The organism is Micromonospora sp. KC721 (assembly GCF_004348355.1).
Lineage (GTDB): Bacteria > Actinomycetota > Actinomycetes > Mycobacteriales > Micromonosporaceae > Micromonospora.
In genome coordinates, this window is sequence record NZ_SMJY01000076.1 from 1 (window position 1) to 24831 (window position 24831).

The window sequence follows — 24831 nt, forward strand, 5'->3', positions numbered from 1 at the left end:
CAACCACGCCGTCGCCGTCGATCCCCGCCCGCCGACGCGCCGTGCGACCGGATAGCGTCGGCTGCGGTCGGGGGGTCCGACCAGGTACGGGTGGGAGGCGGGATGGCCGGGACGCTGCGGCTGGGCGGACGGACGTTCGCCCCGGGCGAGCTGGTGGTGATGGCGATCGTCAACCGCACGCCGGACTCCTTCTTCGACCGGGGGGCCACCTTCGCGCAGGACAGCGCGTTGCGTGCGGTGGAGTGCGCGGTCACCGAGGGTGCCGAGATCATCGACATCGGCGGGGTGAAGGCCGGGCCGGGCGACGAGGTCGACGTGGCCGAGGAGATCCGGCGGACGGTAAACACCATCGCCGCGGTCCGGGCCGCCTTTCCCGAGGTGGTCATCTCGATCGACACCTGGCGCGCCGAGGTCGCGGTGGAGGCGGTCGCGGCCGGCGCGGACCTGCTCAACGACACCTGGTCCGGGGCCGATCCGGCACTGGCCCGGGTCGCCGCGCAGACCGGTGCCGGGCTGGTCTGCTCGCACGCCGGTGGTCTCGCCCCACGGACCCGACCACACCGGGCGGCCTTCGCGGACGTGGTCGCCGACGTGGTCACGACGGTGACCGGGCTCGCCGAGCGGGCGGTGGCCCTCGGGGTACGCCGGGACGGCGTCCTCATCGACCCGGCGCACGACTTCGGCAAGAACACCCGGCACTCGCTGGAGATCACCCGCCGGCTCGGCGAACTCGCCGCCACCGGCTGGCCGCTGCTGGTGGCGCTGTCGAACAAGGACTTCATCGGCGAGACGCTGGACCTGCCGGTTCCGGAGCGGCTGGAGGGCACCCTCGCCGCCACCGCCGTCTCGGCCTGGCTCGGCGCGCGGGTCTTCCGTGCCCACCAGGTGCGCCCGACCCGCCGGGTGCTGGACATGGTGGCGTCCGTCCGGGGCGACCGCCCACCTACGCTCACCCGGCGCGGCCTGGCCTGAACCGGCTCAGCTCCAGCGGAGGATGTTCTTCCGCCAGGCGTAGAGGATGCCGAGGGCGACCACGGCCACGAAGACGCCCATCTCGACGACGGTGACCAGGCCGAAACCGGGGCGGTCGAAGACCAGTGCCCACGGGAACAGGAACACCGCCTCCACGGCGAAGAGCACGTAGAGGTAGGCGTAGACGTAGTAGCGGATCTGCATCTGCGCCCAGTCCCCGCCGACCGGGTCGATGCCGCACTCGTAGCTGGCCCGCTTGCCCCACGGATCGGCGGGCCGGCCGGGACGTAACACCCGGTTGGCCGAGAACGCCGTAATGAAGAAGAGGACGCTGGCGAGCAGCAGGAGCCCGAGCGTCGCGTACGAGCCCAGGTAACCGGTCACAGTGGGTCAGCCTACCGGGCGGCACCGCCCATCGGCCGGTCCGGGGCGGCGTGCGAGCACGTCACGGACTTGTTTCTCGCTAGCAGTATTGTCGTCGGACAACCATCGCGAATATGGGAATTCCACCCAGCGTCACGGAGGACAGATGCCCCGCGTGGACGTACGCCCCGCCCTGCGGGGACTCGCCCGGCGTACCTCTTCGCTGGTCGCCGCGTCACTCGCGGCCGGACTGGCGGTGGGGCTGGCGATGGCCCCGAGCCTGGCCACGGCCGCACCCTCGGCCGCCCGCCCCGCCGTCGCGGTCACCGACACGGCGCGGCACGGCGCGAAACCGGCGGGCGACACCGACACCCCTCCGACGGACACCAGCGGCGATCCCCTGCCCACCGTCGCGCCACCAACGCTGCCGCCCGACCGGACAACCCCCCGGCCGACACCGACCACGGCCACGCCGACCGCCAGGCCGGCCCCGTCGCGGGGCGGCACGGCGAAATCGGTGCCGCCGCGGGCACAACGGCCGGACTCACCGGCCGACGACGGGCCGGGCGTCCGGATCACCACCCGGAACATCTCACTCGGCCCCGACTACTGGAACGCGGAGAGCACGGTGACCGGGCTGCGGATCACCGTCGAGAACACCGCGACGGTGACCGAGCAGGTCCGGCTCTCCTACACCCTGCCCGCCGGAGTGGCCGACGCCGGAACCTCGGGCTGCGCCACCGCCGGTGGCGGCACCTGGCGCTGCGGCGAGTGGACGACGGCGCCCGGCGCCCGGTTCACCACCGTGATCAAGGTACGCGTCGACGGTGACGCGTGGCGGGGCATGCCCTTGAGCGGCTTCGTGCGGGTCACCGCCACCGCCGCCGGGTCGACCGCCGTCGCCGAGGACGACGAGGGCTTCGCGGTGCTCTTCCCGCCCGGCCCGCCGGTGCCCGGGATCCTGCTCGAAGCCGACGAGGTGACCTTCGACATCAGCGGCGGCCCGACGGAGTTGGCCGTCCGACTGGGCAACACCGGCCAGGTGGACGCTGCCGGGCGGGTGGAGGTGGTCCTACCGGACGGGGTGAGCGTGCCGAACGCCCCCGCCGGCTGCACCGTGGCACCGCTGTCGCGTGTCCGCTGCGACCTCGGGCTGCTGCCCGCCGGCCGGACACAGACCCTGCGCCTACCGGTGGTGGCCACCCCGGAGGCCCAGCGGGAGGCGCCGCTGGCGGGAGCGCTGATCGGTGTGCTGGAGCCGCGCAGCGGCCGGACCCGGGAGATCCGGACGAGCTTCAAGATCACTGCGGCCGCCGCGCTCACCACCCCGGTGGCCACCCCGGCGCCGACCGGCTCGCAGGGGGTGCTCGCCGGGACCGGGGGCGGCTCGGGCGGCGGCGGGTCGGTGCAGCGCGTCGCGATTACCCTGATCGCGGTCTGCGCACTGGTGGTGATCGTGGCGCTCGGGTGGGCCACCACGTCGCTGCGGCGGCGGATGAACGACCCGGCGCCGCGGGATACGGCGGGAAGCCCGGCCGTCGACTGACCGGAGTGATCCGGTAAGGGCCGCCGCCCGGTGATCTGGATTACGGCGGCTGTCACAAACCGGCGCAAACAAGGACATAAGCCCGCGATATCCGTTCCCAGTCGTCGGACCTCCACCAAGGATGACCTAACGACTCGACGTAGGCTCTGGGATGAGAAACGACAGCGGGCCGGACCAGCCACGGGGTGATTCGGCGCAGCGGCGCGTCAAGGAGGTCACGTGGCCGGGCAAGGCGAGGTCACCATCATGTTCAGCCGCCCGCGGGACGAGGCTGAGCGAAACGAGGTGCAGGCGTGACCAAGCAGATCCGTCAACTGGACCGGGTGGTCATCCGGTTCGCCGGCGACTCCGGCGACGGCATGCAGCTGACCGGCGACCGGTTCACCTCCGAGACGGCGCAGTTGGGCAACGACATCTCCACCCTGCCCAACTTCCCGGCCGAGATCCGGGCTCCCGCCGGCACGCTGCCGGGCGTGTCGAGCTTTCAGGTGCACTTCGCCGACTACGACATCCTCACCCCCGGCGACGCCCCGAACGTCCTGGTGGCGATGAACCCGGCGGCACTCAAGGCCAACCTCGCCGACCTGCCGCGTGGGGCCGACATCATCGTCAACACCGACGAGTTCACCCGGCGCAACCTGGCCAAGGTGGGCTACACCACCAGCCCCCTGGACGACGACAGCCTCACCGGCTACGTCGTGCACCCGGTCGCGCTGACCTCGATGACCGTCGGCGCGCTGGCCGAGCACGAGGTGTCCAAGAAGGACGCCGAACGGGCCAAGAACATGTTCGCCCTCGGCCTGCTCTCCTGGATGTACTCCCGGCCGTACGAGTCGACGCTGCGCTTCCTGGAGCGCAAGTTCGCCGCCCGGCCCGAACTGGTCGCGGCAAACGTGGCCGCCTTCCGGGCCGGCTGGAACTTCGGCGAGACCACCGACTCGTTCTCCGTGCGGTACGAGGTCAAGCCCGCGAAGATGCAGCCGGGCACCTACCGGAACATCACCGGCAACGCTGCGCTCTCCCTCGGCCTGGTGGCCGCCGGGGTCCGCTCCGGGCTGCCGGTCTTCCTCGGCGCGTACCCGATCACCCCGGCCTCGGACATCCTCCACGAGCTGAGCAAGCACAAGCGGTTCGGCGTGGTCACCATGCAGGCCGAGGACGAGATCGCCGCGGTCGGCGCGGCGCTGGGCGCGTCGTACGGCGGCTCGCTCGGCGTCACCACCACCAGCGGCCCCGGGGTGGCGCTCAAGAGCGAGACCATCTCGCTCGCCGTCGCGCTGGAACTGCCGCTGGTCATCGTCGACGTGCAGCGGGCCGGGCCGTCCACCGGCATGCCCACCAAAACCGAGCAGGCCGACCTCAACATGGCCCTGTACGGCCGGCACGGCGAGGCGCCCGTCGCGGTGCTCGCCCCGAAGTCGCCGGCCGACTGCTTCGACGCGGCGCTGGAGGCGGCCCGGATCGCGCTGACCTACCGCACCCCGGTGCTCCTGCTGTCGGACAACTACGTCGCCAACGGCTCCGAGCCGTGGCTGCTGCCCGACGTGGAGTCCCTGCCCGACCTGCGGGTCGAGTTCGCCACCGCGCCCAACGGCGAGGACGGCACCTTCCTGCCGTACCTGCGCGATCCGGAGACCATGGCCCGGCCGTGGGCCGTCCCGGGCACACCGGGCCTGGAGCACCGGATCGGTGGCCTGGAGAAGGCCGACAAGACCGGCGACATCTCGTACGACCCGGCCAACCACGACTTCATGGTGCGCACCCGGGCCGCCCGGATCGAGACGATCCCGGTGCCGGACGTCGAGGTGGAGGACCCGGACGGCGACGCCCGGGTGCTGGTGCTCGGTTGGGGCTCGACCTACGGCCCGATCGGTGCGGCCTGCCGGGGCCTGCGCCAGCGCGGGCTCTCCGTGGCCCAGGCGCACCTGCGGCACCTGGCCCCGATGCCGGCCAACCTCGGCGAGGTGCTGCGCGCCTACGACCGGGTGGTCATCCCCGAGATGAACCTCGGCCAGCTCGCCCACGTGATCCGGGCCAAGTACCTGGTCGACGCGATCGGCTACAACCAGGTCCGCGGCCTGCCGTTCACCGCCGTCGAGCTGGAGACGATGCTGGAAGAGGTCCTGAAGAATGTCTGAGCCCGTCGCTCTCAAGCTCACCGCCAAGGACTTCAAGTCCGACCAGGAGGTGCGCTGGTGCCCCGGCTGCGGCGACTACGCCATCCTGGCGGCCGTCCAGGGTTTCATGCCGGAGCTGAACATCCCCCGGGAGAACATCGTCTTCGTCTCGGGCATCGGCTGCTCGTCCCGGTTCCCGTACTACATGAACACCTACGGGATGCACTCGATCCACGGCCGTGCCCCGGCGATCGCCACCGGGCTGTCGGTGTCCCGGCCGGACCTGTCGGTCTGGGTGGTCACCGGTGACGGCGACGCCCTCTCCATCGGCGGCAACCACCTGATCCACGCGCTGCGCCGCAACGTCAACCTCAAGATCCTGCTGTTCAACAACCGGATCTACGGGCTGACCAAGGGGCAGTACTCGCCCACCTCCGAGGTCGGCAAGATCACCAAGTCGACCCCGGCCGGCTCGGCGGACGCCCCGTTCAACCCGCTGTCGCTGGCGCTCGGCGCGGAGGCCACCTTCGTCGCCCGTACCATCGACTCCGACCGCAAGCACCTCCAGTCGGTGCTGCGGGCTGCCGCGCAGCACTCCGGCTCGGCCTTCGTGGAGATCTACCAGAACTGCAACATCTTCAACGACGGCGCGTTCGACCAGCTCAAGGAGCCGGCCACCCGCGATGACCACCTGATCCGGCTGGAGCACGGGCAGCCGATCACGTTCGGCTCCACCGGGCAGTTCTGCGTGGTCCACCCGCCGGGCGGGTTCGGTCTGGAGGTCCGGGAGACGGCGAGCACGCCGGCCGAGGAGATCGTGGTGCACGACGCCACGGTCACCGACCCGGCGTACGCGTTCGCCCTGTCCCGGCTGCCCGGACCGGATCTGCGCAACACCCCGATCGGCGTGTTCCGCGCCGTCGACCGCCCGTCGTACGACAGCGTCGTGCAGGAGCAGGTGGCCACCGCCAGGGCGAAGGTCACCGAGACCCCGCAGCAGCAGCTCGCCGGCCTGCTGGCCGGTGGCGACACCTGGACGATCCTCTGACCCGCTGACCCCGACCGACCACGGCGGCCGTCCCGTACCCCGGGGCGGCCGCCGTGGCAGTGTCAGGAGGTTGCGGTGCCGGCCGTCGGGCGGTCGTCGCGGACGTGCACCAGCATGTCGCCGGTCTCGATGACCGCGCCGGCCTGGTCGGCCAGGGTCACCACCTTGCCCCGGCGGACCAGCGCGATCACCAGCGACTCCAGTTCCCGAGGCGACTTGCCCACCTCGTGCCGCTCCGCCGAGCGCATCGCCAGCGCCATGCCCTGACCGGGGGTGAGCAGGTCCTCCACCACGTCGATCAGCGGCGGCGCGGAGGTGGACAGGCCCAGCAGACGGCCGGCGGTGGCCGAGGAGACGATCACGTGGTGGGCGCCGCTCTGCCGCAGCAGCGGGGCGTTCTCCGCCTCCCGGGCGGCGGCGATGATCCGGACCTGGCCGGCGGTGAGCTGCCGGGCGGTGAGCGCGACCAGCACCGAGGCGTCGTCGCTGTCGGTCGCGATGATCACCGCCTGGGCGGTGCGGACGTGCGCCTCCTCCAGCACCGCCGAACGGGTGGCGGACCCTTCGATGGCGACCAGCCCGGCCGAGGTGGCCTGCCGCAGTGCGGCCCCGCTGCGCTCCACCACCACGATGCGAGACTTGTCCAGCCCGTTCTCCAGCAGGGCGGAGACCGCGCTGCGCCCCTTGGTGCCGTAGCCGCAGATGATGACGTGGTTCTTCACGGTCCTCCTCCACCGCACCAGGCGACGGCCGGTCCGGTACTGCTCGGTCAGGACTTCCAGGGTGGTGCCGACCAGGATGATCAGGAAGAGCACCCGGGCCGGGGTGATGACCAGGACGTTGACCAGCCGGGCCTGCTGGGAGGCCGGGGTGATGTCGCCGTACCCCGTGGTGGAGAGCGAGACCACCGCGTAGTAGAAGCAGTCGATCAGCGTGAGACCGTCCTCGTTGACGTCGCGGTAGCCGTCCCGTTCGAGGTAGACCACGACGACCACGACGCACACCAACCCGATGGCGGCGGCCACCCGGAGGCTGAGTGCGCTCAGCGGCCCCCGTCGCTGCGCCGGGAAATGGATCACCGCGGGACCTGTCCCGACCTTGCCGTCTCCTGCACGAGCACAACATAGCGGTTGACGGTGCATCCGCACGCCGGGGTGGCGTACCGGGGCGGCCGACCGGACCGGGAGCCGGCATGATGGTGGAAGTCCGGACGCGCACGAGGAGGCCCCGATGTCGTTACTGCGCCGGGTGATCGGCGGCGTGCTCCGCCGGGTACGCCAGCGCCAGGGTCGTACCCTGCGCGAGGTGGCCCAGGCCGCCGGCGTCTCGCTGCCCTATCTGTCCGAGGTGGAACGCGGGCGCAAGGAGGCATCCTCCGAGGTGCTCGCCGCGATCTGCCGTGCCCTCGGGATCAACCTGTCCGACCTGTTGGAGGAGGCCCGCGACGACCTGCGCCGGGTCGAGCGGCGGGTGCCCACCGCCCCCCGGGTGACGCTGGTCCGGCTGGACCAGGCGCCGGCCGTCCGCACCGACGCCGGCCCGCGCCTGCGGATCGGCTTCCACGCCGACCTGCCCACGCCCGAGCCGCGTGCCGCCACGCCCGTCGCCGGGTCCGCATCGGCGCCGGCCACGCGGCTGCTCCGGCTGCGCGGTCCGGCACCCACTGTCGGCGGCCTCCGGTCGCATGCCGACCGGTCGTTCCGCTCGGCCGGCGGCCGGCTGCCGCACGTCGACACATCCGGCTTCGGGGCCGTGCCGCCGGTGGCTCCGCCGGCCTCGTGCTCGGCCGGGCTGGTCGGCGCGACGGGGCTGCGGGTCCGGTTGTTCGCACCCGTCGAGCACTCCGGTCCGCGTACCCCCAGGGTGTCGGCCCGCCGCCGGGTCCGCGCGGGCCGGCAGCGGCTGACCGTCCGGTAGATGCGCTTCTGCCGCCGGCAGATCTGCCGGCGGCAGAAGCGCTGGGCTCCCGACCACCGCCGGGCGCAGGCTGGGATCGCCGGTCCCCGGGCGAATCCCGTCGCCCGCCGGCAACGCGGGAGGGTGGTCGAAATGATCGGGTACGACGTGCGGATGCTGGACGGCCCACAGGCGCCCTTGGGTGACCAGGTCTTCGAGCGGCTGCTCCGGGAACGGATCGTCTTCCTCGGCACGGAGGTCACCGACGCCTCGGCCAACCAGATCTGCGCCCAGATCCTGCTGCTCGCCGCGGAGGACAGCCGGCGGGACATCTACCTCTACATCAACTCGCCAGGCGGTTCGGTCAGCGCCGGCATGGCCGTCTACGACACCATGCGGTACGTGCCGAACGACGTGGCCACCCTGGCGCTGGGATTCGCCGGTTCGATGGGGCAGTTCCTCCTCTGCGCCGGGACGGCCGGCAAGCGCTTCGCGCTGCCCCACTCGCGGATCATGATGCACCAGCCCTCCGGAGGGATGGGCGGCACGGCCGCCGACATCACCATCCAGGCCGAGAACATGCTGCACGTGAAGAAAACCATGCAGGAGCTGATCGCCCGGCACAGCGGGCGCACCCTCGACGAGATCCAACGTGACTGGGACCGGGACCGCTGGTTCACCGCCGAACAGGCCCGCGAGTACGGCCTGGTCGACCGGGTGATCAGCCACGCCGACCAGCTCGGCGGCTGACCGGCCGCCGACCGCATGGTCAGCCTGCTCCGCGACCGGGACCTGTCGGCCCGGATGGGCCCGGCCGGCCGCGACTGGGTACGCCGGCACTAAGGTTGGGGCAGACCGGTCACCCTCCTGCACGCTGGTTTCTCTGTCAGGGCCACCCTTGAGGACGGCACCGGCGCAGCGGATGACTGGTACCGCTACAAGCTGGTGGTACGCCGTGCTGCACCGGTTCGGTCCGGACGTCGCCCATACCGGTTCGCAGATCTGGTGCGCCGGCACGGGCGAAGACGAGAAAGCCTCGATCGACCGCGCTCAGGCACGCCTTCTCACCGATCCGCGTGTCCACGTAGTCGCCGAGGGCGACCGCCGCGCTGGCTGCCTCCTGCGCGGTGCCCGAGCGCCATACCAGCTTCATCGTCGGGTAGACGGAGCCAGGGCGCCCCACGCGGGGCGCCCTGGTCGTTTCTCCGGTACGGGTCAGCGTGGTACGCGGCGCAGAAGCCAGTACGCCCGGCCTTCGTCACCGCGGGCCAGCGCGTGGTCGGCGTCGGCGATCAGCCGCGCCCAGTCGCTGCGCGCCCGCCCCGCGACCACCGCGTTCTGTGCGGCGTCGCGGGCCTTGTCCAGCGCCGACCGGGCCTTGCCGGTGCGCAGACCCCAGCCGTACGGGAACAGCGGCCGGTAGTCGGCGTCGCCGACGTTGATCGGCACCTGGGCCTCGCTGCGCGGCCAGGTCATCGGCAGCCGACCGGTGAACGGGCGCTTGCCGAAGAGCACATCCGCCACGCCGGCGCCCTCGCTGCCCGGCAGCCAGGACGCGACCAGCGCGTCCATCTGCCCGAGCTGGTCGGTGAGCACCTGCGGTCGGCCGGAGACCACGACGACGACGCACTTGTCGATCGCGGAGCAGACCTTGTCGATCACGGCCCGGTCGCCGGGCTGGAGGTTGAGCGACTTCTCCTCCTGCTGCGGCCCCGTGCACCAGCCGCACTCCGGGCCGCCGACGTCGCCGTAGCCCTCGGCGTACGGCGTCTCGCCTACGACCACGACACCGACGTCCGAGCCGGCCGTCGGGGCCGACGCGTCCGCGCTGAACGTGACCGTGGCGCGGGGCGCGACCTCGCGGATGCCCTCGAGGATCGTTGTACCCGGGATGATGTCGCCGGACGCCCCCTGCCAGGTCATCGTCCAGCCGCCGGCCTGATTGCCGATGTCGTCGGCGTTGCGCCCGGCGACGTACACCTTGGCGTCGGAGCGCAGCGGCAGCGTGCCGCCGCTGTTCTTGAGCAGCACCTGCGACTGCGCGACGGCCTGCCGGGCCAGCGCGCGGTGCGCGGCGCTGCCGACCTCGCCCACGCGGTCGGCCGACGTGTACGGGTCCTCGAAGAGCCCGAGCTGGAACTTCACCCGCAGGATGCGGCGCACCGCATCGTCGATCCGCGCCATGCTGACCCGGCCGGCCTCGACCTCGGCCAGCAGCAGGTCCTCGAACTGCTTGGCGGTGTTGGGCTCCATGAACATGTCGATGCCGGAGTTGACCCCGACCCGCACCTTGTACGGGGTCAGCCCGGTGTTCGCAGGGTCGGCCGGGTCGGAGATCTGGTGGATGCCCTCCCAGTCGGAGATGACGAACCCGTCGAAGCCGAGCCGGCCCTTGAGCGTGCCGGTGATCAGATCGCGGTTGGCGTGCATCTTCGTCGGGTTGCCCACCCCGTCCTCGGTCCAGTCCACACTGGAGAACGACGGCATGACGCTGCCCACGTCGCGCTTGCCGAGCGCGACCACGTACGGCGCGAGGTTGATCCGGGCGAAGTCGGCACGGTTGGTGACGGTCACCCCCTGGTCGATCGGGTAACGCTGCTCCGACCACGGCTTACCCTCGTTGGCGTCGGCGATCGCCTGGTCGTACTTGGTGTCGCCGTCGCCGGCGAAGTGCTTCACGGTGGCCAGCACACCATCGCCCAGGCGCCGCCCCTGCAGGCCGTCGATGACCGTGGCCAGCGAGGCGACCAGCGCCGGGTCCTCGCTGAAACTCTCGTACGTGCGGCCCCACCGCTCGTCCCGCGCCGGACAGATACACGGCGCGAAGTTCCACCGGATGCCGGTGGCCAACACCTCGTCGGCGGTGGCCCTGCCGACCCTCTCCAGCAGCCGCGGATCGCGGGTGGCGCCGAGCCCGATGTTGTGCGGGAACACCGTTGCCCCGTACACGTTGCCGTGCCCATGCACCGCGTCGATCCCGTAGATCATCGGGATGCCCAGCCGCGTCCGCAGCGCCTGCCGCTGGAACTCGTTGACCATCTGGATCCACGCCTCAGGGGTGTTGGGGGTGGGTACCGAGCCGCCACCGGACAGCACCGAGCCGAGCCCCCACTGCGCCACCCGCGACGGATCCTCGGCTACCGCCGCCCGCTCCGCCTGCGTCATCTGGCCGATCTTCTCCACCAACGTCATGCGACCAAGCAGATCGGCGACGCGGCGCTCCACCGGCTGCCGGGCGTCCAGGTACGCGGCGTCAGTGGGCTTCGCCGCCGCCGGCTGGGCAGCCGCGGGCTGTGCCGGTAGCGGTGTGACGGCCAGCATGATCACGCCCAGCACGTGCACCCATGAACGCGTTCGCATATCGTCTCCCCCCTGCGGCACGGCCGGTGCCCGGCAGCCCTGATGCCCCGGGTCGTCCGCCGTACCGCTAGCGCTAGATCCTCACTCGGTAACTTCTGCTCGGTGCTGATCGGCCGGACCTGTGAAACAGGCTCTATCTGCACGTCCTCCACTGCCGATTGATGCCGCCGTACAGGCCCGAGGTGGGGATGTGCGCGTTGACCGCGCCGGAACCGGCGGCATCACCCGCCCACTGGTTGTGGGAGCCGGGGTGAAGAGTTCACCTGCCCACGATGGAGCCGGCGCACAGGCCATTGAGCTGGCCGGAGTTGGTGGTTAGGGGGTCGAGCGCGGCGACGTGAGCGAACCGCCGCACCGCCGTCGGCCTGGCTGTGGCGTATCCACGCAACCGAGCCTCCAGTCAGCGGGTTCAGAGGCACGAGTGCCGAAGCGGCCGCGACACTCGCCCACGGCGGGGGCGCGGCATCTCCCACCACGGCCGCCGTGACGACGCCAGCCACCCGCAACCTACGTCGATCAACGGTGGAGCCGGACGTCGACGGATTCGGACCCATCTTGATCCCCCAGGCTGGACGTGCACCCGCCAGCAAACGCATTGACTGACATCATGGTACGACGTATGACCTCCGTCAATGCTCAGATGCTGGGCGTCCGCGGCAGGGCTGCTACCGGGCGTCACCGCCGGCGATCAGGATTCCCTGGAGTATGTGGGCCGCTATCCGGGCTGTCGCCTGAACAGATCGAGCGTTTCGTCCTGGAGGCAGGCAATGGCTGACCAGCCACAGTTGCAGCTCGTCGAGATCGTCGAGCTGACGTCCGGCTCGCTGGCCGCCACGGTGCGCCGCGTCGCCGGGACGGTCCGGCTGGGGAGGCGGTGGACCTGCTACCCGCCGCCGCCGACCGGCCGGGCCCCGGTGGCCGGTAACCCTCGTCCTCCTGGAGGAAGTAGCGGAGGTTCATCTGGTCCATGTACTTCTTCACGACGTCCGAGGTGTCGTCGGACGATCCATCGTCGACCACCAGCACCTCGTAGTCATCGGGATCCAGGTCCTGTGGGACGAGGGGCTCAAGCGTGAGCTGCAGAATGTCCGACCGGTTGTAGGTCGGGGCTACGACCGATGGTTGTTGTGGCCTCCTTTCTCCTACGGGACACTTCGTGGCAGGCGAGCAACGCGAACGCCGCGGCCGTCAGCAGGCCACCGAACAACGGGATGACGCGCACTCCGGCCGTCGCCAGCAGGCCCGCGCCGATGAACGAGCCGGACGCGAGGCCGAGGTTGAACGCGACGCCGAGGCTGGCCGACGCCATGTCGGTGGTCGACGGGGCCACCTGCATGATGCGGTGCTGGATTCCCGCGATCAGCGAGCTGAACGACATCCCCGCCACAGCGAGCAACGGAACCGTCAATACCTTGCTCGCGCCCACTCCGTAGAGGCCGAGCATCGCGGCGGTGATGAGCCCGAGTAGACCCAGCACGACACCGAGTGGAAACCGGTCCAGGACCCGGCCGACCGCCCAGGTGCCCGCGACGCCGAACGAGCCTTGGACGAAGAGCAGCATGCCGAGAGACGTTGCGGCGAACCCGCTGACGTCGAGGAGGAAGACGGTCATATAGGTGAACGCCCCCATGGCGCCGGTGACCGCGAGGATGGTGGCGGCGAGGAGCATCACGAAGCGGCGCCGATCCGGCATCGGCCCGATGTCGCCCCCACTCTGGTGCGGTTTGACGCTCGGCAGGACCAGGGCGACGGCGATACAGGTGACGAAGCCGAAGACGGCCATCGCCACGAAGGCAGCCCGCCACCCGGCCTGCCCGCCCAACCAGGTGCCCACCGGCACGCCGAGGACCGGGCCGAGAGCGTTACCGATCGACAGCCGAGCCACGATGCGGCCTCGGATGTTCGCGGGGAACATCGAGATCGCCACGGGGAACACCACCGCCCAGAAGACACCGTTGGTGGCGGCGGACAGCAGCCGCGCGGCGAGCAACACCTCATAGGAGGTCGCGAGAGCCGACACCGTCGTCGCCGCGGCGAACACACCGAGGGAGCCGGCGAGCAGCGGGCGCCGGGGCATTCGCCGAGTGACCCGGGTCAGCGGGAGCGCCACAATCATGACCACCACGGCGTACCCGGTCACCAGCAGACCGGCCTCGGACCTGGAGCGTCCCAGGTCTGGCGCGATCAGCGTGAGCAGCCCGATCGGAAGCACCTCGGTGGTGACGTAACAGAAAGTGGCGGCGGACAACGCGACGAGGGCACAGACCGCGCGTCGTTGGTGCACCATGGGCTCCCCTCCCGGGTCCTGGACAAGGTCTAGCAAGAAGCCGCCACGCAAGCGGTACGCAACAGACACTCGATCGCCTCGATGGCGCTACCCAATCGCACATCCGCCCACCCAAACCAGCTAAAGCCGTTTTGATGGTAGCATTTCAGCGCACCGCCCTCCGCCGTGATGACACTGTGGAGCTTCGGTGCACGCCAACGCCGGTGCCGTGCGACTTACGCGATGTCATCTCAGTGGTCATGCGCCGATCATGGCCGGAACCTCCGCTCCGGTCCGGCCAGCAGCCGGGGCCGCGAGCGTGGCGCGCACCAGCCACGCCCGGCTGCCCACCGGGCTCGTGCGGCACGCTGACCGGCGGCTGGCCGCTCCAGCAGACCCGATCCGGACAGGACACCAGCGACCGCCTCTACGACAGGCGCCAGAAGTTTCGACGAGACGGTTCGTCATCACCGGGTACCGTCCTGATCAGAGTCGACTCGGACAGCAAGCCGATCGGCGGGGCGGCCTGCCGCGCTCACCGGCCCTGACTCGACAAGGCTTAACCTCTTTTGAGGATCTAGGTGGTAGCATTTTTGGTATGCCATCCGACGTGTGCCAGCTGCCGTTGGTCGGCGGGCACCCTGTACTCGATCTGGTCAACACGCTCGAACGAGGGGGCGAGTCGCCTCACGACTTCCTGTCCGACAGTTCCGCGTTGCTGCGCTGGTCGGTGCGGGTGGGCGTGATCAGCGACGCGGAGGCCGACCTGGTTGGCCGGGCGTGGCGCGACGAGCCCGCGGCGGCGCACGCGGGACTGGCCGCCGTGCGCGACATCCGTGAAGGGCTGTATCTCGTGATGCTCGCGGCGATCACCGACGCCGACGGTGGTACGGCGGGTGACCCTGTCGCGGCCGGCGCCGCGCTGGTCGCACTACATCAGCGCTGGTCCGGCGCGGCCGTCCGAGCAAGATTCGTGCTCGACTCGTCGCGGGTGCGGCTGACCTATGGCACGGTGCCGGCCATGCTGGTGCCCGACCGGATCGCCGGGGCCGCGCTCGACGTCATGCTGACGGCCGACCTGACCCGGGTGCGCCGCTGCCCGGTGCTCGAAGGTGGCTGTGGCTGGCTGTTCCTCGATCAGAGCCGCAACGGTTCCCGACGCTGGTGTCGCATGGCCGACTGCGGCAACACCGTAAAGGCGCGACGACTCACCGAGCGTCGCCGCGCCGCCCGGCTCCCCAGCTCGTAGGCAGCCGACGATGGCGGCATCAGCGCAGCGCTGCCGTACCGGTCGCTGCGGGTTGGGTTGTCCGGGCAGGCCAGCGTGCCCGATCGGCGGTGTCAGTGCGCGAGTGCCGCGATCACCTCAAGCCGATGCCGGTCTCGTGCGATGGTCGCGTAGCGACGAATGCGAGGACAGGTCCCACCGACGGCCGTGAGTGCGCTGTCGGTGGCAGAGGCAGCTATCGAGCCGATCCACTGTCGATCACTGCCCTGTGCATGCTGGTCGCGGATGCGCCCACCGGCCAACGTCACCACCTGTCAATCCCCCTGCGCTGGCCTTGCGCAGGGTAGGTGCTCCCTATTCGGGGCGGCCGTCGGCGAGCCATTGGGCGAGCCCGCGCAGCCCGACCGCCCACCGCCCCAGGTCGGTGACCTCCGCGTGCGCGGTGACGACGGTGAGCAACTCGGCCACCGCCTCGTCCGGCCGCTGGGCGTCGTTGAGGGTCAGCGCCCGGAAGACGCGTACGGAGTCGGAGTCGGGGAACTCCCGGCGGGCGCGGTCGAGCACCTCCAGCGACTCGCCCAGCTCGCCCAGCCACCGCAGGGTGCTGGCGTACTGGCACAGGCACCGAAGCAGGACGTCGCCGTCGAGGCCGAGGGCGAGCGCCCGCTCGTAGTAGCCGCGGGCGGTCTCCTCCTGACCCGCGGTGTCATAGGCGCCACCCACCTCGTACATCAGGACGGGGTGATCAGGGTGTTCGGCGAGCAGCGCCTGGAAGTAGGCGATCGTCGGCGCCATGTTCGCCCGGTCGCGCTGGTCGTAACCGCGCTGAATCGCCTCGGCCAGTTCGGGCGTCACGTCAATCGTCACTGCGGCAGCCCCCTCGCGCACGAGTCTGAAGATCCACTGACCCTACCGCAGCCTCGTCCGCAGGCGCCTACCCGCGGACCGGCCCAGCGCGCACCGGGCATGAGCGCGGGACACACGCTCCTCGGCACGACCGAGCGTTTGCCTACCCGGCGCCTGTCACGCAACGTAATGCCCGGTCGGCGGCGGAAGAGGATGTCCGCGGGGTTCAGTTGCGGCTGGCGTACAGGTACACGGTGACCACGTCGGGTGCGTCGAGGCTGAACAGGACCGATCGGCGCGTGCCGTCGGCGGTGGGTTCCTCCTCGACGATGCCGGAGACGGTCGTGGCGGTTTCGGGGTCCCACAGGTTGCCGCCACCGACGTTGTGTCTCGCGTCGACTGCCCGAACACCGGGTACGGAAGCCGCCGTGAACTTTGCCTCGGCGATGAAGGCGTCGAGGCTAGTACGGGGCATGCGGAACTTCGCCGACAGCAGGGTTTCCAGGCCGTTGCGGTAAGCGGCGGACAGCAGCACGGTTCCGGGAGGCAGGGTCACGTGAGCGACGGCTTCTACCTGAGCCGCGCTGGCGACCTGCGGCCCGGACTGCACCGGGAGCGGATCTCGTTCGTTGTCGCCGAAGACCAGCCCGGCCACACCGCACGCGATCAGCGACAGCACCAAGCTGATGCACGCAAGTACGAATACGCTGTTGCTGCGCCGATTGCGGGTCGTCCGGGCAGCAGGCTCGATCATGTCAAAACAATAGGGTGCGCACGCACGTCGGCCGAGTGGGCTTATCGCTGCGGCACGTAGCGCGGGGATCGCGGCAGGTTCGGATGCCGGAACGCGCTCACCTGATCATGACATCGAGCGACGCTGAGCTCGCTATCCTCGGGGTCCTGTATGACGACGTGGCGCGCACAGCGAATCGGGCGAGGCTCAGGTCCGCGCCGTTCTGGCACCCGTCCGACCGGCGCCAGCGATGCCGGTAGCTATTCTGCTGAGTCGGCGGAGCTACGTCGTTGATTGGGGCAGTCCATCGCCTCGTTCGGTTGGCCGCCGTGTTGCTCGGGCGCCGCTGCGGGCAACAGGGCCAGAAACCGGGTGAGCACTGGTGACATATCTGTCGCCCGCCACATTGCCGCGGAGATCACCGGCCGGTCGGCGTCCCGGATGGGGATGTAGTTAAGGCCCTCGGTGCGTACCACCCTGCTGGACTCCTGCACCAGGGCCACTCCGAGCCCAGCCGCGACCAGCGTGAGCTGCGTGCCGAGCTCCCCGACATACCGGATCGACCGGGGGGTGTAGGCACCTCGCCCGCACATCGACACCAGGTCGTCGTGCCAGAAGGCGCAGACGTCACGGCCCAGCATGACGAGCGTCTCCCCGTCGAGGTCGCGCAGCGCGATGTCGTCCTGTGTGGAGATCGCGTGCCCCGCGGGTACGGCGACGAGGAACCGCTCGGTCGACAGGGTCCGCATCCGCAGCTGCGGCTGTCCGCAGTCGACGCCGCCGAGCGTACTGACGAACGCGATGTCGACCACGTCGTCGAGCAGCGGTTGACCGAGGACGCCCATCGGCAGCTCCCGCAGGCTCAACTCGACGTCTGGAACGATCCGCTCGAAGGCAGAAAGCGCGGCGAGGAAAGGTTGGGACGAGGCGGTCGGATGGTAGCCGACGCGGAGCCGGCCCAGTTCCCCGCGCCGCGCACGTTGGGCCACCGACTCCGCCGACCTTGCCTGCTCCAGCGTGCGCCGCGCCTCCACCAGAAAGAGCCGGCCGGCGTCGCTGAGCGCCGTGCGGCGGCGCTCGCGTACCAGCAGGTCGACCCCGAGCGCCGACTCCAAGCGCAGGATCTGCTGGGAGAGCGCCGGCTGGGCCACGTGCAGCCGGGCCGCAGCGCGGGTGAAGTGCAGTTCCTCGGCGACAGCGACGAACGCCTCCAGATGGCGCAACTCGAACTTCATATCTACACGTTATCAAGTCATTGGATCATGGTCTTTGATCTTATGAACTGCGGTACCTACCGTCGACCACATGAACGCCACAGCAAACCTGGACGGCAAGGTAGCGATCGTCACCGGCGCGACCGGGGGCATCGGAGCCGTCATCGCCCGCGCCCTCGCCGAGGCCGGCGCGGCGGTAACCGTCGTCGGCCGCCGCGCCGAGGCCGGCGAGGCCGTCGTGAAGGACCTGCCGCGCGCGTCATTCGTCGCCGCGGATTTGACCGACCGGGACACGCACCGCCGCGTCGTCGATGCCGCGATCGACCGATTCGGCCGGCTCGACATCCTCGTCAACAACGCCGCGGCGCACACCAGCGGACCGGCGATCCAGGGCACCGAGGAGGACTTCGACCGCGTCGTCGCGCTCAACTACAAGGCAGCATTCTTCCTGACCCAGGCAGCACTCCCGGCTCTGATCGCGTCCGGCGCCGGACGGATCGTCAACATCAGCTCGATCGGCACGATCAAGACCTTCTGGGGTGCGGCGATCTACAACTCGTCGAAAGCCGCGCTCGACAATCTGACCCGTACCTGGGCACTGGAGCATGGCGCGGACGGGGTACGCGTCAACGCGGTGAATCCCGGTATCGTCGTCGACGGCCCCATGTCCGCACCGGTACAGGCGTTCCTCGATATCGAGCGCGACGTGCTGCCGACGATCCCGGCCCGCCGGCTGGCTACCGCGGCGGACGTGGCCGCCGTCGTGACCTTCCTCGCCGGCCCCGGCGCCGAATACCTCAACGGAGTGATCGTCCCGCTCGACGGCGGCCTGACGGCGTGACCGGCGGCGACACCCGGCGTCGAGCCGCAGTGGCGGTACTCTGCGTCGTTCAGTTCATGGTGGTGCTCGACAGCACGATCACGACGGTGGCCGTGGACGCCATCCGCGTCGACCTGGCCACCGACGAGCACACCCTGCAGTACGTGCTCTCTCTGTACGCGGCGGCGTTCGGAGGCCTGCTGCTGCTCGCCGGCCGGTTCGCCGACCTCGCTGGACGACGCCGGGTGTTCGCGGCGGGCACCGTGACGTTCACCGCCGCCTCGCTGCTGTGCGCGGTGGCCCCGACGATGCCGGTGCTGCTCGCCGGCCGCACGCTGCAGGGCGCCGGGGCGGCCTTCGCCTCCGCCGCAGCGTTCGCCCTGCTGCTTGACCTCTATCCGGAGGGTCCCGGCCGCAACCGGGTACTCGGGATCTGGGCCGCCCTCGGTGCGTCCGGGGCGGCCACGGGCCTGATCCTGGGCGGGGTGCTCACCGATCTTGCGGGCTGGCACCTCGTGTTCGCGGTCAACGTGCCGTTGGGAGCTGCCGCAGTCGCGCTCGCCGTCCATCTTCTGCCACCCGCGCCGTCCGCGCGACCGGTCGATGCACGGGCCGCGCGGCTGGACGTGCCCGGCGCGATCACCGCGACGCTGGGCACAGCGACCCTGGTGTTCGCCGTGACCCGTGGTCAGACCGCAGGTTGGACCGAGCTCGGCACAGTGGCCCTGCTCGCGTCCGCCGCCGTGCTGCTCGTGGCGTTTGGGATCGTCGAGGCGCACTCGCCCGACCCGCTCGTGCCGCTGCCGGCGCTCACCCAGGGGCCCGTGCCGATCGCGGCCGTCGCCATCGCGTGCCTCATGGCGGTCGTCGGCAGCCAGGGCTTCTTCCTCGTGCTGTACCTGCAGCGGATCATCGGCCTCGGGCCGACCGCGACCGGGCTCGCCATCGCGCCGAGCGCCCTGCTGGCGCTCGTCGCAAGCACAGCCGCCGCGCGGCTCGCAGGTCGTGTCCCGGCCCGCATCCTCGTCGTGACCGGGCTCCTGCTCGTCGCCGCGGCGCAGCTGTTACTCGGGTACCTGCCAGTCGACGGATCCTACCTCCGCGACCTCCTTCCGGGCCTGCTGCTGTTCGGGCTCGGGCTCGGCACCGCGTTCGTCGGCGCCACGATCGCCGGTACCGCCGGCCTCGCCCCGGCGGACAAGGGCCGAGCGTCCGGCATCCTGAACACCGCCCAGCAACTCGGAATCGCCGTCGGCGTCGCCGTGCTCGTCAGCGCCGCGGCCGTCAAGTCGGCCCGGCCAGAGGTGCTGACGTCGGGCTACGGCACCGGGCTGCGCCTCGGCGCGTTCGTCGCCGTGGCCGGCGCCGTCATCGCCGCAGCCGGAAACCGCATCCGGGCCGGCATCGACACCAGTCCCGCCAGCCGTTACTAGCCCTTTGAAACCATCCCAGGAGACGATCGCCGGGCTGGCACCCGTGCAGAGCGCCGTGGACGCCGCTCGTGAGGCGGCTGCCGGGGTCACCGGAGTCGGTGAGGCGCAGCAACTCGTCGCCAGGATCCTGCAGGGCGGGCAGCCCGGGCCGCTGCTGCAGGCCCTGGACAGCATCAAGCAGGTCCTGGCGCTGGTCGTCGCGGGCACCGCTGGCGCCCGGCAGTCCATCGAAGCGACGATCGCTGAGGCGGGGCAGTTGGGATCGTCGGGAAACTGACGAGGGCTGGCGGTCATCCACCAGCCAGCCCTACCCCTGACACCACCGGCGGCCCACCCCCGACGACCCTCACCCAGGGCGGGGCCGTTTCCCCGGATGCGGACGCGGGAACCGCGTGGACCAGGCGTCCCACCGGCTTGCTCGGTGGGTCACCTACCGGACGTCGAACCCGGATCTCCCGAACGAGAAGCCACGGGAGCGGCGTGCCCTGGAGTTGGAGAACGAGTGTGCCGACAGGATCGCCGGCAACGGGTACCGGGTTCACCAGAACCCCACGAGGCAGCAAGTCGGGGACGCGCGACGCGAAACCGGAGACTCTGGGAGGCCGGAGAAGGCCCCCGACTTCCTCATCGAGGGGCATGTCCTCGACTGCTACGCGCCCACTGCTCCGGTGCCGGCCCGCGCCGTCTGAGCGCGGTGTCCAGGAAGGTCGACACCGAGCAGACCCAACGCGTGATACTCAACCTCCACGACTGGCAAGGAAACCCCGCCGCCCTGCGCAAGCAGTTCCACGACTGGCCCATCACAGGGCTGAAGGAACTGACGGCGGTAACCCGCGACGGTGCGACCATTCAGATCGTCCGGCGAGACTGATAAAGGGGCGCGGATGGCTGTCGAGTACCGGCTGACGCTGGTAGGCGACATCCCACTGGAGCAGGTAACGGAGCTGGCCGCACCCGCAGCGGTCGAGACGTCCACGGCGTCCGGCGGCCGGCGGCTCAGCGCCGACCTGAACGACGAGCACGGGTACGTCGTGGACATCACCGGCGGCAGGCACGGCTACTACTGCGCCGAGGACGACGGGGATTCCCTGTGGCAGTGGGAGCCGGAGACCTACGTCGACGTCAGCTTCCACATACGCAAGGACACCCTGACCGACAAGGGCAAACCCCACATCCTGGCGACCGTGGCCAGAATCCTCGCCGGCACGGCCGAGGACGCGGCCCTCACCCTCAACGACGACGTGCTCATGCTCACGCGCGTCGCGGGAACCATCCAAAAGCACAACACCGACGGCGCACATCTGCCGAGATGAGTGCTTCCGATCTTGGGCTGATTCGACCAGGCTCCGTGCGAGTGCCATGCCGCTCGGTGTGTTGAGCGGCGCGGGTCTTCGGTGGTTAGCGCACCAATCTTCAGTGAGTGCGTCATGAAACTTCAGTTATTTGATCTTGCGCTCGGCCCGGCCGGTTCTCGGGCGGGTATCGGTAGTGGTGATGCTGAGGGCTGCGGTCACGATATGAGGCCGAGGGAGGCGATGAGGTCGTGCATCTCGTCGCGGTAGACAGTGGCCGGGTCGTGGATGACGGTGCGTAGGTGGCCGTAGATCTCTAGGACCATGAGCCCGTGCATGCGGCCCCACACTCTTAGCGTCATCGCGATGCCTGCCGGTGGCAGGTCCGGAAAGTCCTTCCGGACATGGGCTACCAGGTCCGGGTCGAAGTCGGCCCAGCTGTAGGCACGGTCCTCGGATTGGCGTGCCTGGACTGTCGTCCAGGCTGCGGCGACGAGGCCGATCAGTCCGCTGCAGGCGCGAATCTCGGCTTGTTTGCCGGGGCCGTCGCCGGGCGGGTGGTAGCCAGGCACGGGGTCGCCGTAGATCAGCCGGAAGCCTTCGGGGTTGGCCAACGCCCACTCGCGCGAGGCTTGGGCCCAGGCGAGGATCCGGCCGCCTGGATCAGTTTCCGGCACCGAGTCGCGGGCGACCTCGGCGGCGTCGACCGCTGAGGTGTAGACATCGCCGATGAGCGCGGTGATCAGGTCATCGCGGGTGGCGAAGTAGCTGTAGATCGCGCCGGCCGTCATGCCCATCTCGCGGGCGATCGCGCGTAGCGAGATGGCGTCCGGGCCGCCGTCCGCCATGAGCTTCATGGCGATCGCCTTGATCTCGTCGCTGGTCTGGGCGCGTAGCCGGTCACGGCGTCTCATCGTGTGGTCGCTCACACTTGACACTCTACAGGGTTGAGCTAATCTACAGCGTATTCAAATTAAACGGCGTGTAGTAATAAGTCGGCATGTAGAAAGAGCTGTGACCAGAGAAGGACCTGGTCTCGGGCTGCTGGCGTTGACCCGGCGCGTCGTGGCACTCGACTACAACACCCCCTTGGAAGGAGCCAGCAAGTGAGCGCCACCGATGTGATCCTCGGCTACCTCGACATCTGGAACGAGCAAGACGCCGCTGCCCGGGTGACGCTGATGAAGTCCGTCCTCACCGAGGACTCGCTCTACGCCGACCCCGAAAACGCGGGCCTGCGTGGGCACGCCGAACTGTCTGAGGCGATCGGCCGCGCCCGGGAGAAGCTCGGCGACCTGAGGTTCACCCTCGACACCGTGGTCGGCGTCCACCACGACCGCGCACTGTTCCGCTGGAAACTCGGCACGGTCGCCACCGGCTACGACGTCGTCGAGTTCGCCGGGGACCGGATTCGCAGCATCGTCGGGTTCTTCGCATAGGCACGCGCAGCACGGCTGGACTGCCGCTTGGTCCACCTAGCCGCAACGGCCGAGTGCCAGCTTCGGCCCAACTGGTCCGAGGACCGGTTCATCAACCAAACCCTCCGCCAAGCCGTCCGGCTCACCGTTGGCGGCGACATGTTGAAAGTGCGGTTGTCCAACCGATACGGCACCGGCCCATTGCCCGTCGAATGCCTTAATGTCGCGGTCGCCCACAGGCGACGCCGCGATCAAGCCCGACACCCTGCGCGTACTGACCGTGGCCGGGAACCGGCCTTCACCGTGCCTCCCGGCGCCGAGTTGGCCACCGACACGTGCCGTTCCCCGCCGCTGCGCTGGACTCGGTGACCATCACGACATACCTGGCCGAGCCGTCCGGACCGGCAACCTACCACGCCCGAGCCCTGACTACGGCAACCACACCCGTCGCGGCGGACGCCGCATGAGATGCGCAGGAGCACATATGTCCACCCTTTCCCCCTCGCAGTCGCCGGTCACCGTTGTTGGCCTGGGACTGATGGGCCATGCGTTGGCCGCCTGAGCATCATGTGGAGTGTCCTGAACGGCTTCCTGCAGGGTGCCGCACTGCTGGGCACCGCGAACGTCAAGGCGACGACCTTCGCGACCCTGGCCAGCACCGCGATCAACGTGACAACCGACTACGTTTCCGCATACGCACAGCAAATCGACGAGGGCAAGTATCCGGCCACCGACGCCACCGTCGCCATCCACATGGGCGGGATGGAGCACCTGGTCCAGGAGGCCGAGGCCCTCGGCGTCAACACCGAGTTGCCGAACTTCTTCCTGGAACTGGCCAAACGCACGGCAGCCGACGGCCACGCCGACGACAGTTACGCAGCGATGATCAACCAGTTCCGCAAACCCTCCAATTGACTTCCTCCCCACAGCGGACGAACAAAGCCGGGAATCCGGATCACGCCTCTCATGATCCGGATTCCCGGCCTCCGGCCCGGCCGGTGGCCGGATCACCAACGAAGGCCCACCCCCACAAGTCGCGCGGCACGGATCTCACCACGCCACACCTACTGCGCCTTATCAAATAGTCGAAACCCACCCGCACAAACACGTCGGAGCGAACAGCCCGCCGTGATCGGATGCACGCTCATGGTTGCCCCTCCCTGGTCCGACGATGGGTGTCGGCGGGAGGGCAGCGCTACTTTGAGCTGGACAGTCCCCTCTGGAGCCTCTCCGCGCCGCGGTGACCGGCAGGGCGCATGCCACGAGTGAGCCACACCGAACTACGGTGGGCAGCCGCGAGCGAGCGACTCCGCCGGTCACCTCGACCAAGCCTGGCCGGGCTGCGGTCGTCAATCAATGAAACAAGTAGCCGCGAACCGGGCGGCGGTGCAGGTGGCCGCTGTGCGTCGGGCTGTTGTCGGGGCATCATGAGAGCATGATCATGCGAATCTGGCGCACGCGGATAGACGAGGGTCGGGCCGCCGAGTACGAGCGTTTCGCCGCCGAGGAGTCGTTGCCAATGTTCAGCGGCCAACCGGGTTTCCTCGGCCTGCTGTTCGGGCGGGCGGGCACCGAGTGCGCGGTGGTGACCCTCTGGGAAGACGACGCGGCGGCTGAATCGCTCGAAGCGTCACCGAACTACCGCGAAACGGTTGCCCGGATCGGCGCGACGGGACTCCTGCAGGGAGCATCGACCGTCGAGCGCATGAACGTGCACGGCGGCCAGTTGCCCGGTGGCTGGCGTATGGAATGAGCAGCGGCGGCACGCCCAGAAGCCGACCAAGTCGGGTGCGTGGATCTGCTGCGGATCGGGCGCAGTTCGGTCACCCTTTCGGCAAAATACAAGAGCTTCATGATGGGCTACGGCGGTGACATGTTCGGCTTCGTCGACCTGTTCCCCGATCGTCAACCGTGGCAGCTACAGCGACGACGTCACGTCGGTCAACGACCGGGAGTTCCCCGACCGAGAGTTCATCGCCATCGCGCCGGCCGGCACCGGGGACCATTGGGGCTTTCCGGTCACCGACGGTCGCTGCCAGGACGAGGTCTGGTTTCACTTCCACGACGCTGGAAACCCGGAGCTGGAGACAGCCGATTTCCTGGAGTTCATCGCGCGCCACGGGCTCAGGTCGTAGCCGGCCAACCATCCGCTTCTGCCGCCGTCAACGCGCGTCGACCGTCACGGATGGCTGCCGACCATGATGCGCGTGGTTGGCCTCTGCCCTCTGGCTCGGGGTCGGCGACCTATCGAGCAGGGCACCCAATTGAGCGGCGGATTC

The 24831-nt window shown here is 69.9% G+C and carries 23 protein-coding genes and 2 pseudogenes; 16 read left to right on the plus strand and 9 right to left on the minus strand.

The window, feature by feature from the left end:
• The first annotated feature begins 102 nt into the window (after positions 1–102).
• Positions 103–972: a dihydropteroate synthase gene (folP, locus tag E1182_RS15140; RefSeq protein ID WP_132265367.1), complete on the plus strand. Its 870-nt coding sequence runs from the start codon at positions 103–105 to the stop codon at positions 970–972.
• 6 nt (positions 973–978) lie between these two features.
• Here the strand turns inward: folP and ndhC are convergent, their stop codons facing one another.
• Positions 979–1356 (minus strand): NADH-quinone oxidoreductase subunit A, encoded by a 378-nt coding sequence (gene ndhC, locus E1182_RS15145; RefSeq protein ID WP_132265369.1) that lies wholly within the window; start codon positions 1354–1356, stop codon positions 979–981.
• 145 nt (positions 1357–1501) lie between these two features.
• Between ndhC and E1182_RS15150 the strand changes: the two genes are divergently transcribed.
• From E1182_RS15150 to E1182_RS15160, 3 genes are all read left to right on the plus strand, one after another.
• Entirely contained in the window at positions 1502–2881 is a 1380-nt protein-coding gene (locus E1182_RS15150; protein ID WP_132265372.1) for a hypothetical protein, read from the plus strand.
• Between the two features lie 293 nt (positions 2882–3174).
• Complete coding sequence (locus tag E1182_RS15155; RefSeq protein WP_132265374.1) at positions 3175–5019, plus strand: 2-oxoacid:acceptor oxidoreductase subunit alpha; 1845 nt, start codon at positions 3175–3177, stop codon at positions 5017–5019.
• Positions 5012–6046: a 2-oxoacid:ferredoxin oxidoreductase subunit beta gene (locus E1182_RS15160; RefSeq protein ID WP_132265376.1), complete on the plus strand. Its 1035-nt coding sequence runs from the start codon at positions 5012–5014 to the stop codon at positions 6044–6046. The genes E1182_RS15155 and E1182_RS15160 overlap by 8 nt, the downstream gene beginning before the upstream one ends.
• 62 nt (positions 6047–6108) lie before the next feature.
• Here the strand turns inward: E1182_RS15160 and E1182_RS15165 are convergent, their stop codons facing one another.
• Positions 6109–7125, minus strand: a complete 1017-nt coding sequence (locus E1182_RS15165) for a TrkA family potassium uptake protein (protein WP_132265379.1) — start codon at positions 7123–7125, stop codon at positions 6109–6111.
• 151 nt (positions 7126–7276) lie between these two features.
• On the opposite strand from E1182_RS15165, the gene E1182_RS15170 reads away from it, so the two are divergent.
• Both E1182_RS15170 and E1182_RS15175 read left to right on the plus strand, forming a co-directional pair.
• Complete coding sequence (locus E1182_RS15170) at positions 7277–7963, plus strand: helix-turn-helix domain-containing protein (protein WP_132265380.1); 687 nt, start codon at positions 7277–7279, stop codon at positions 7961–7963.
• Between the two features lie 132 nt (positions 7964–8095).
• Entirely contained in the window at positions 8096–8692 is a 597-nt protein-coding gene (locus E1182_RS15175; RefSeq protein WP_132265406.1) for a ClpP family protease, read from the plus strand.
• A 465-nt stretch (positions 8693–9157) separates the two neighbouring features.
• Here the strand turns inward: E1182_RS15175 and E1182_RS15180 are convergent, their stop codons facing one another.
• From E1182_RS15180 to E1182_RS15190, 3 genes are all read right to left on the minus strand, one after another.
• On the minus strand, positions 9158–11302 hold the full coding sequence (locus E1182_RS15180; protein WP_132265382.1) for a glycoside hydrolase family 3 protein: 2145 nt from the start codon (positions 11300–11302) through the stop codon (positions 9158–9160).
• Between the two features lie 675 nt (positions 11303–11977).
• On the minus strand, positions 11978–12388 hold the full coding sequence (locus tag E1182_RS32990; RefSeq protein ID WP_132265408.1) for a glycosyltransferase: 411 nt from the start codon (positions 12386–12388) through the stop codon (positions 11978–11980).
• Positions 12369–13589 carry an MFS transporter gene (locus tag E1182_RS15190; RefSeq protein ID WP_132265384.1) on the minus strand — a complete coding sequence of 407 codons (1221 nt, stop codon included), beginning with the start codon at positions 13587–13589 and terminating at the stop codon, positions 12369–12371. The genes E1182_RS32990 and E1182_RS15190 overlap by 20 nt, the downstream gene beginning before the upstream one ends.
• Before the next feature lie 577 nt (positions 13590–14166).
• Here E1182_RS15190 and E1182_RS31115 point away from each other — a divergent pair.
• The gene (locus tag E1182_RS31115; protein WP_165942615.1) at positions 14167–14817 is read left to right on the plus strand and encodes a CGNR zinc finger domain-containing protein; all 651 of its coding nucleotides are present in this window, start codon (positions 14167–14169) and stop codon (positions 14815–14817) included.
• A gap of 333 nt (positions 14818–15150) precedes the next feature.
• On the opposite strand, the gene E1182_RS15200 is transcribed toward E1182_RS31115, so the two are convergent.
• From E1182_RS15200 to E1182_RS15210, 3 genes are all read right to left on the minus strand, one after another.
• The gene (locus E1182_RS15200) at positions 15151–15663 is read right to left on the minus strand and encodes a tetratricopeptide repeat protein (RefSeq protein WP_207921403.1); all 513 of its coding nucleotides are present in this window, start codon (positions 15661–15663) and stop codon (positions 15151–15153) included.
• A gap of 205 nt (positions 15664–15868) precedes the next feature.
• The gene (locus tag E1182_RS15205; protein WP_132265389.1) at positions 15869–16396 is read right to left on the minus strand and encodes a hypothetical protein; all 528 of its coding nucleotides are present in this window, start codon (positions 16394–16396) and stop codon (positions 15869–15871) included.
• 239 nt (positions 16397–16635) lie between these two features.
• Complete coding sequence (locus E1182_RS15210) at positions 16636–17610, minus strand: LysR substrate-binding domain-containing protein (RefSeq protein ID WP_132265392.1); 975 nt, start codon at positions 17608–17610, stop codon at positions 16636–16638.
• Between the two features lie 70 nt (positions 17611–17680).
• Between E1182_RS15210 and E1182_RS15215 the strand changes: the two genes are divergently transcribed.
• The 5 genes and pseudogenes from E1182_RS15215 to E1182_RS15235 all read left to right on the plus strand — a co-directional run bounded on the left by E1182_RS15215 (position 17681) and on the right by E1182_RS15235 (position 21155).
• On the plus strand, positions 17681–18430 hold the full coding sequence (locus E1182_RS15215) for an SDR family NAD(P)-dependent oxidoreductase (protein WP_132265394.1): 750 nt from the start codon (positions 17681–17683) through the stop codon (positions 18428–18430).
• A 29-nt stretch (positions 18431–18459) separates the two neighbouring features.
• Complete coding sequence (locus tag E1182_RS15220) at positions 18460–19842, plus strand: MFS transporter (protein WP_165942616.1); 1383 nt, start codon at positions 18460–18462, stop codon at positions 19840–19842.
• Between the two features lie 16 nt (positions 19843–19858).
• Positions 19859–20119, plus strand: a pseudogene (locus E1182_RS15225) (DUF6244 family protein); the annotation flags it as partial.
• A gap of 208 nt (positions 20120–20327) precedes the next feature.
• Positions 20328–20713, plus strand: a pseudogene (locus tag E1182_RS32220) (hypothetical protein).
• A 13-nt stretch (positions 20714–20726) separates the two neighbouring features.
• Entirely contained in the window at positions 20727–21155 is a 429-nt protein-coding gene (locus E1182_RS15235) for a SitI3 family protein (RefSeq protein ID WP_132265398.1), read from the plus strand.
• 197 nt (positions 21156–21352) lie between these two features.
• Here the strand turns inward: E1182_RS15235 and E1182_RS15240 are convergent, their stop codons facing one another.
• The gene (locus E1182_RS15240) at positions 21353–21991 is read right to left on the minus strand and encodes a TetR/AcrR family transcriptional regulator (protein WP_207921404.1); all 639 of its coding nucleotides are present in this window, start codon (positions 21989–21991) and stop codon (positions 21353–21355) included.
• 249 nt (positions 21992–22240) lie between these two features.
• Here E1182_RS15240 and E1182_RS15245 point away from each other — a divergent pair, with 249 nt between their 5' ends.
• The 4 genes from E1182_RS15245 to E1182_RS15260 all read left to right on the plus strand — a co-directional run bounded on the left by E1182_RS15245 (position 22241) and on the right by E1182_RS15260 (position 24687).
• Positions 22241–22573 (plus strand): nuclear transport factor 2 family protein, encoded by a 333-nt coding sequence (locus tag E1182_RS15245; protein WP_132265400.1) that lies wholly within the window; start codon positions 22241–22243, stop codon positions 22571–22573.
• Positions 22574–23119: 546 nt separating this feature from the next.
• The gene (locus E1182_RS15250) at positions 23120–23467 is read left to right on the plus strand and encodes a hypothetical protein (RefSeq protein ID WP_207921405.1); all 348 of its coding nucleotides are present in this window, start codon (positions 23120–23122) and stop codon (positions 23465–23467) included.
• A 520-nt stretch (positions 23468–23987) separates the two neighbouring features.
• Complete coding sequence (locus tag E1182_RS15255) at positions 23988–24305, plus strand: antibiotic biosynthesis monooxygenase (protein WP_132265402.1); 318 nt, start codon at positions 23988–23990, stop codon at positions 24303–24305.
• A 115-nt stretch (positions 24306–24420) separates the two neighbouring features.
• Positions 24421–24687, plus strand: coding sequence for an SMI1/KNR4 family protein (locus E1182_RS15260; RefSeq protein WP_132265404.1), 267 nt, complete (start codon positions 24421–24423; stop codon positions 24685–24687).
• The last annotated feature ends 144 nt before the right edge of the window (positions 24688–24831 follow it).

Excerpts from the sequence above, each read along its gene's own strand:
- E1182_RS15250 (WP_207921405.1), top strand. The coding sequence starts at position 23,120 with ATGTGGAGTGTCCTGAACGGCTTCCTGCAGGGTGCCGCACTGCTGGGC.
- E1182_RS15210 (WP_132265392.1), bottom strand. The coding sequence starts at position 17,610 with ATGAAGTTCGAGTTGCGCCATCTGGAGGCGTTCGTCGCTGTCGCCGAG.
- E1182_RS15240 (WP_207921404.1), bottom strand. The coding sequence starts at position 21,991 with ATGAAGCTCATGGCGGACGGCGGCCCGGACGCCATCTCGCTACGCGCG.
- E1182_RS31115 (WP_165942615.1), top strand. The coding sequence starts at position 14,167 with ATGCCATCCGACGTGTGCCAGCTGCCGTTGGTCGGCGGGCACCCTGTA.
- E1182_RS15150 (WP_132265372.1), top strand. The coding sequence starts at position 1,502 with ATGCCCCGCGTGGACGTACGCCCCGCCCTGCGGGGACTCGCCCGGCGT.
- folP (WP_132265367.1), top strand. The coding sequence starts at position 103 with ATGGCCGGGACGCTGCGGCTGGGCGGACGGACGTTCGCCCCGGGCGAG.
- E1182_RS15255 (WP_132265402.1), top strand. The coding sequence starts at position 23,988 with ATGATCATGCGAATCTGGCGCACGCGGATAGACGAGGGTCGGGCCGCC.
- E1182_RS15170 (WP_132265380.1), top strand. The coding sequence starts at position 7,277 with ATGTCGTTACTGCGCCGGGTGATCGGCGGCGTGCTCCGCCGGGTACGC.
- E1182_RS15190 (WP_132265384.1), bottom strand. The coding sequence starts at position 13,589 with ATGGTGCACCAACGACGCGCGGTCTGTGCCCTCGTCGCGTTGTCCGCC.
- E1182_RS15160 (WP_132265376.1), top strand. The coding sequence starts at position 5,012 with ATGTCTGAGCCCGTCGCTCTCAAGCTCACCGCCAAGGACTTCAAGTCC.
- E1182_RS15215 (WP_132265394.1), top strand. The coding sequence starts at position 17,681 with ATGAACGCCACAGCAAACCTGGACGGCAAGGTAGCGATCGTCACCGGC.
- E1182_RS15175 (WP_132265406.1), top strand. The coding sequence starts at position 8,096 with ATGATCGGGTACGACGTGCGGATGCTGGACGGCCCACAGGCGCCCTTG.
- E1182_RS15205 (WP_132265389.1), bottom strand. The coding sequence starts at position 16,396 with ATGATCGAGCCTGCTGCCCGGACGACCCGCAATCGGCGCAGCAACAGC.
- E1182_RS15180 (WP_132265382.1), bottom strand. The coding sequence starts at position 11,302 with ATGCGAACGCGTTCATGGGTGCACGTGCTGGGCGTGATCATGCTGGCC.
- E1182_RS15235 (WP_132265398.1), top strand. The coding sequence starts at position 20,727 with ATGGCTGTCGAGTACCGGCTGACGCTGGTAGGCGACATCCCACTGGAG.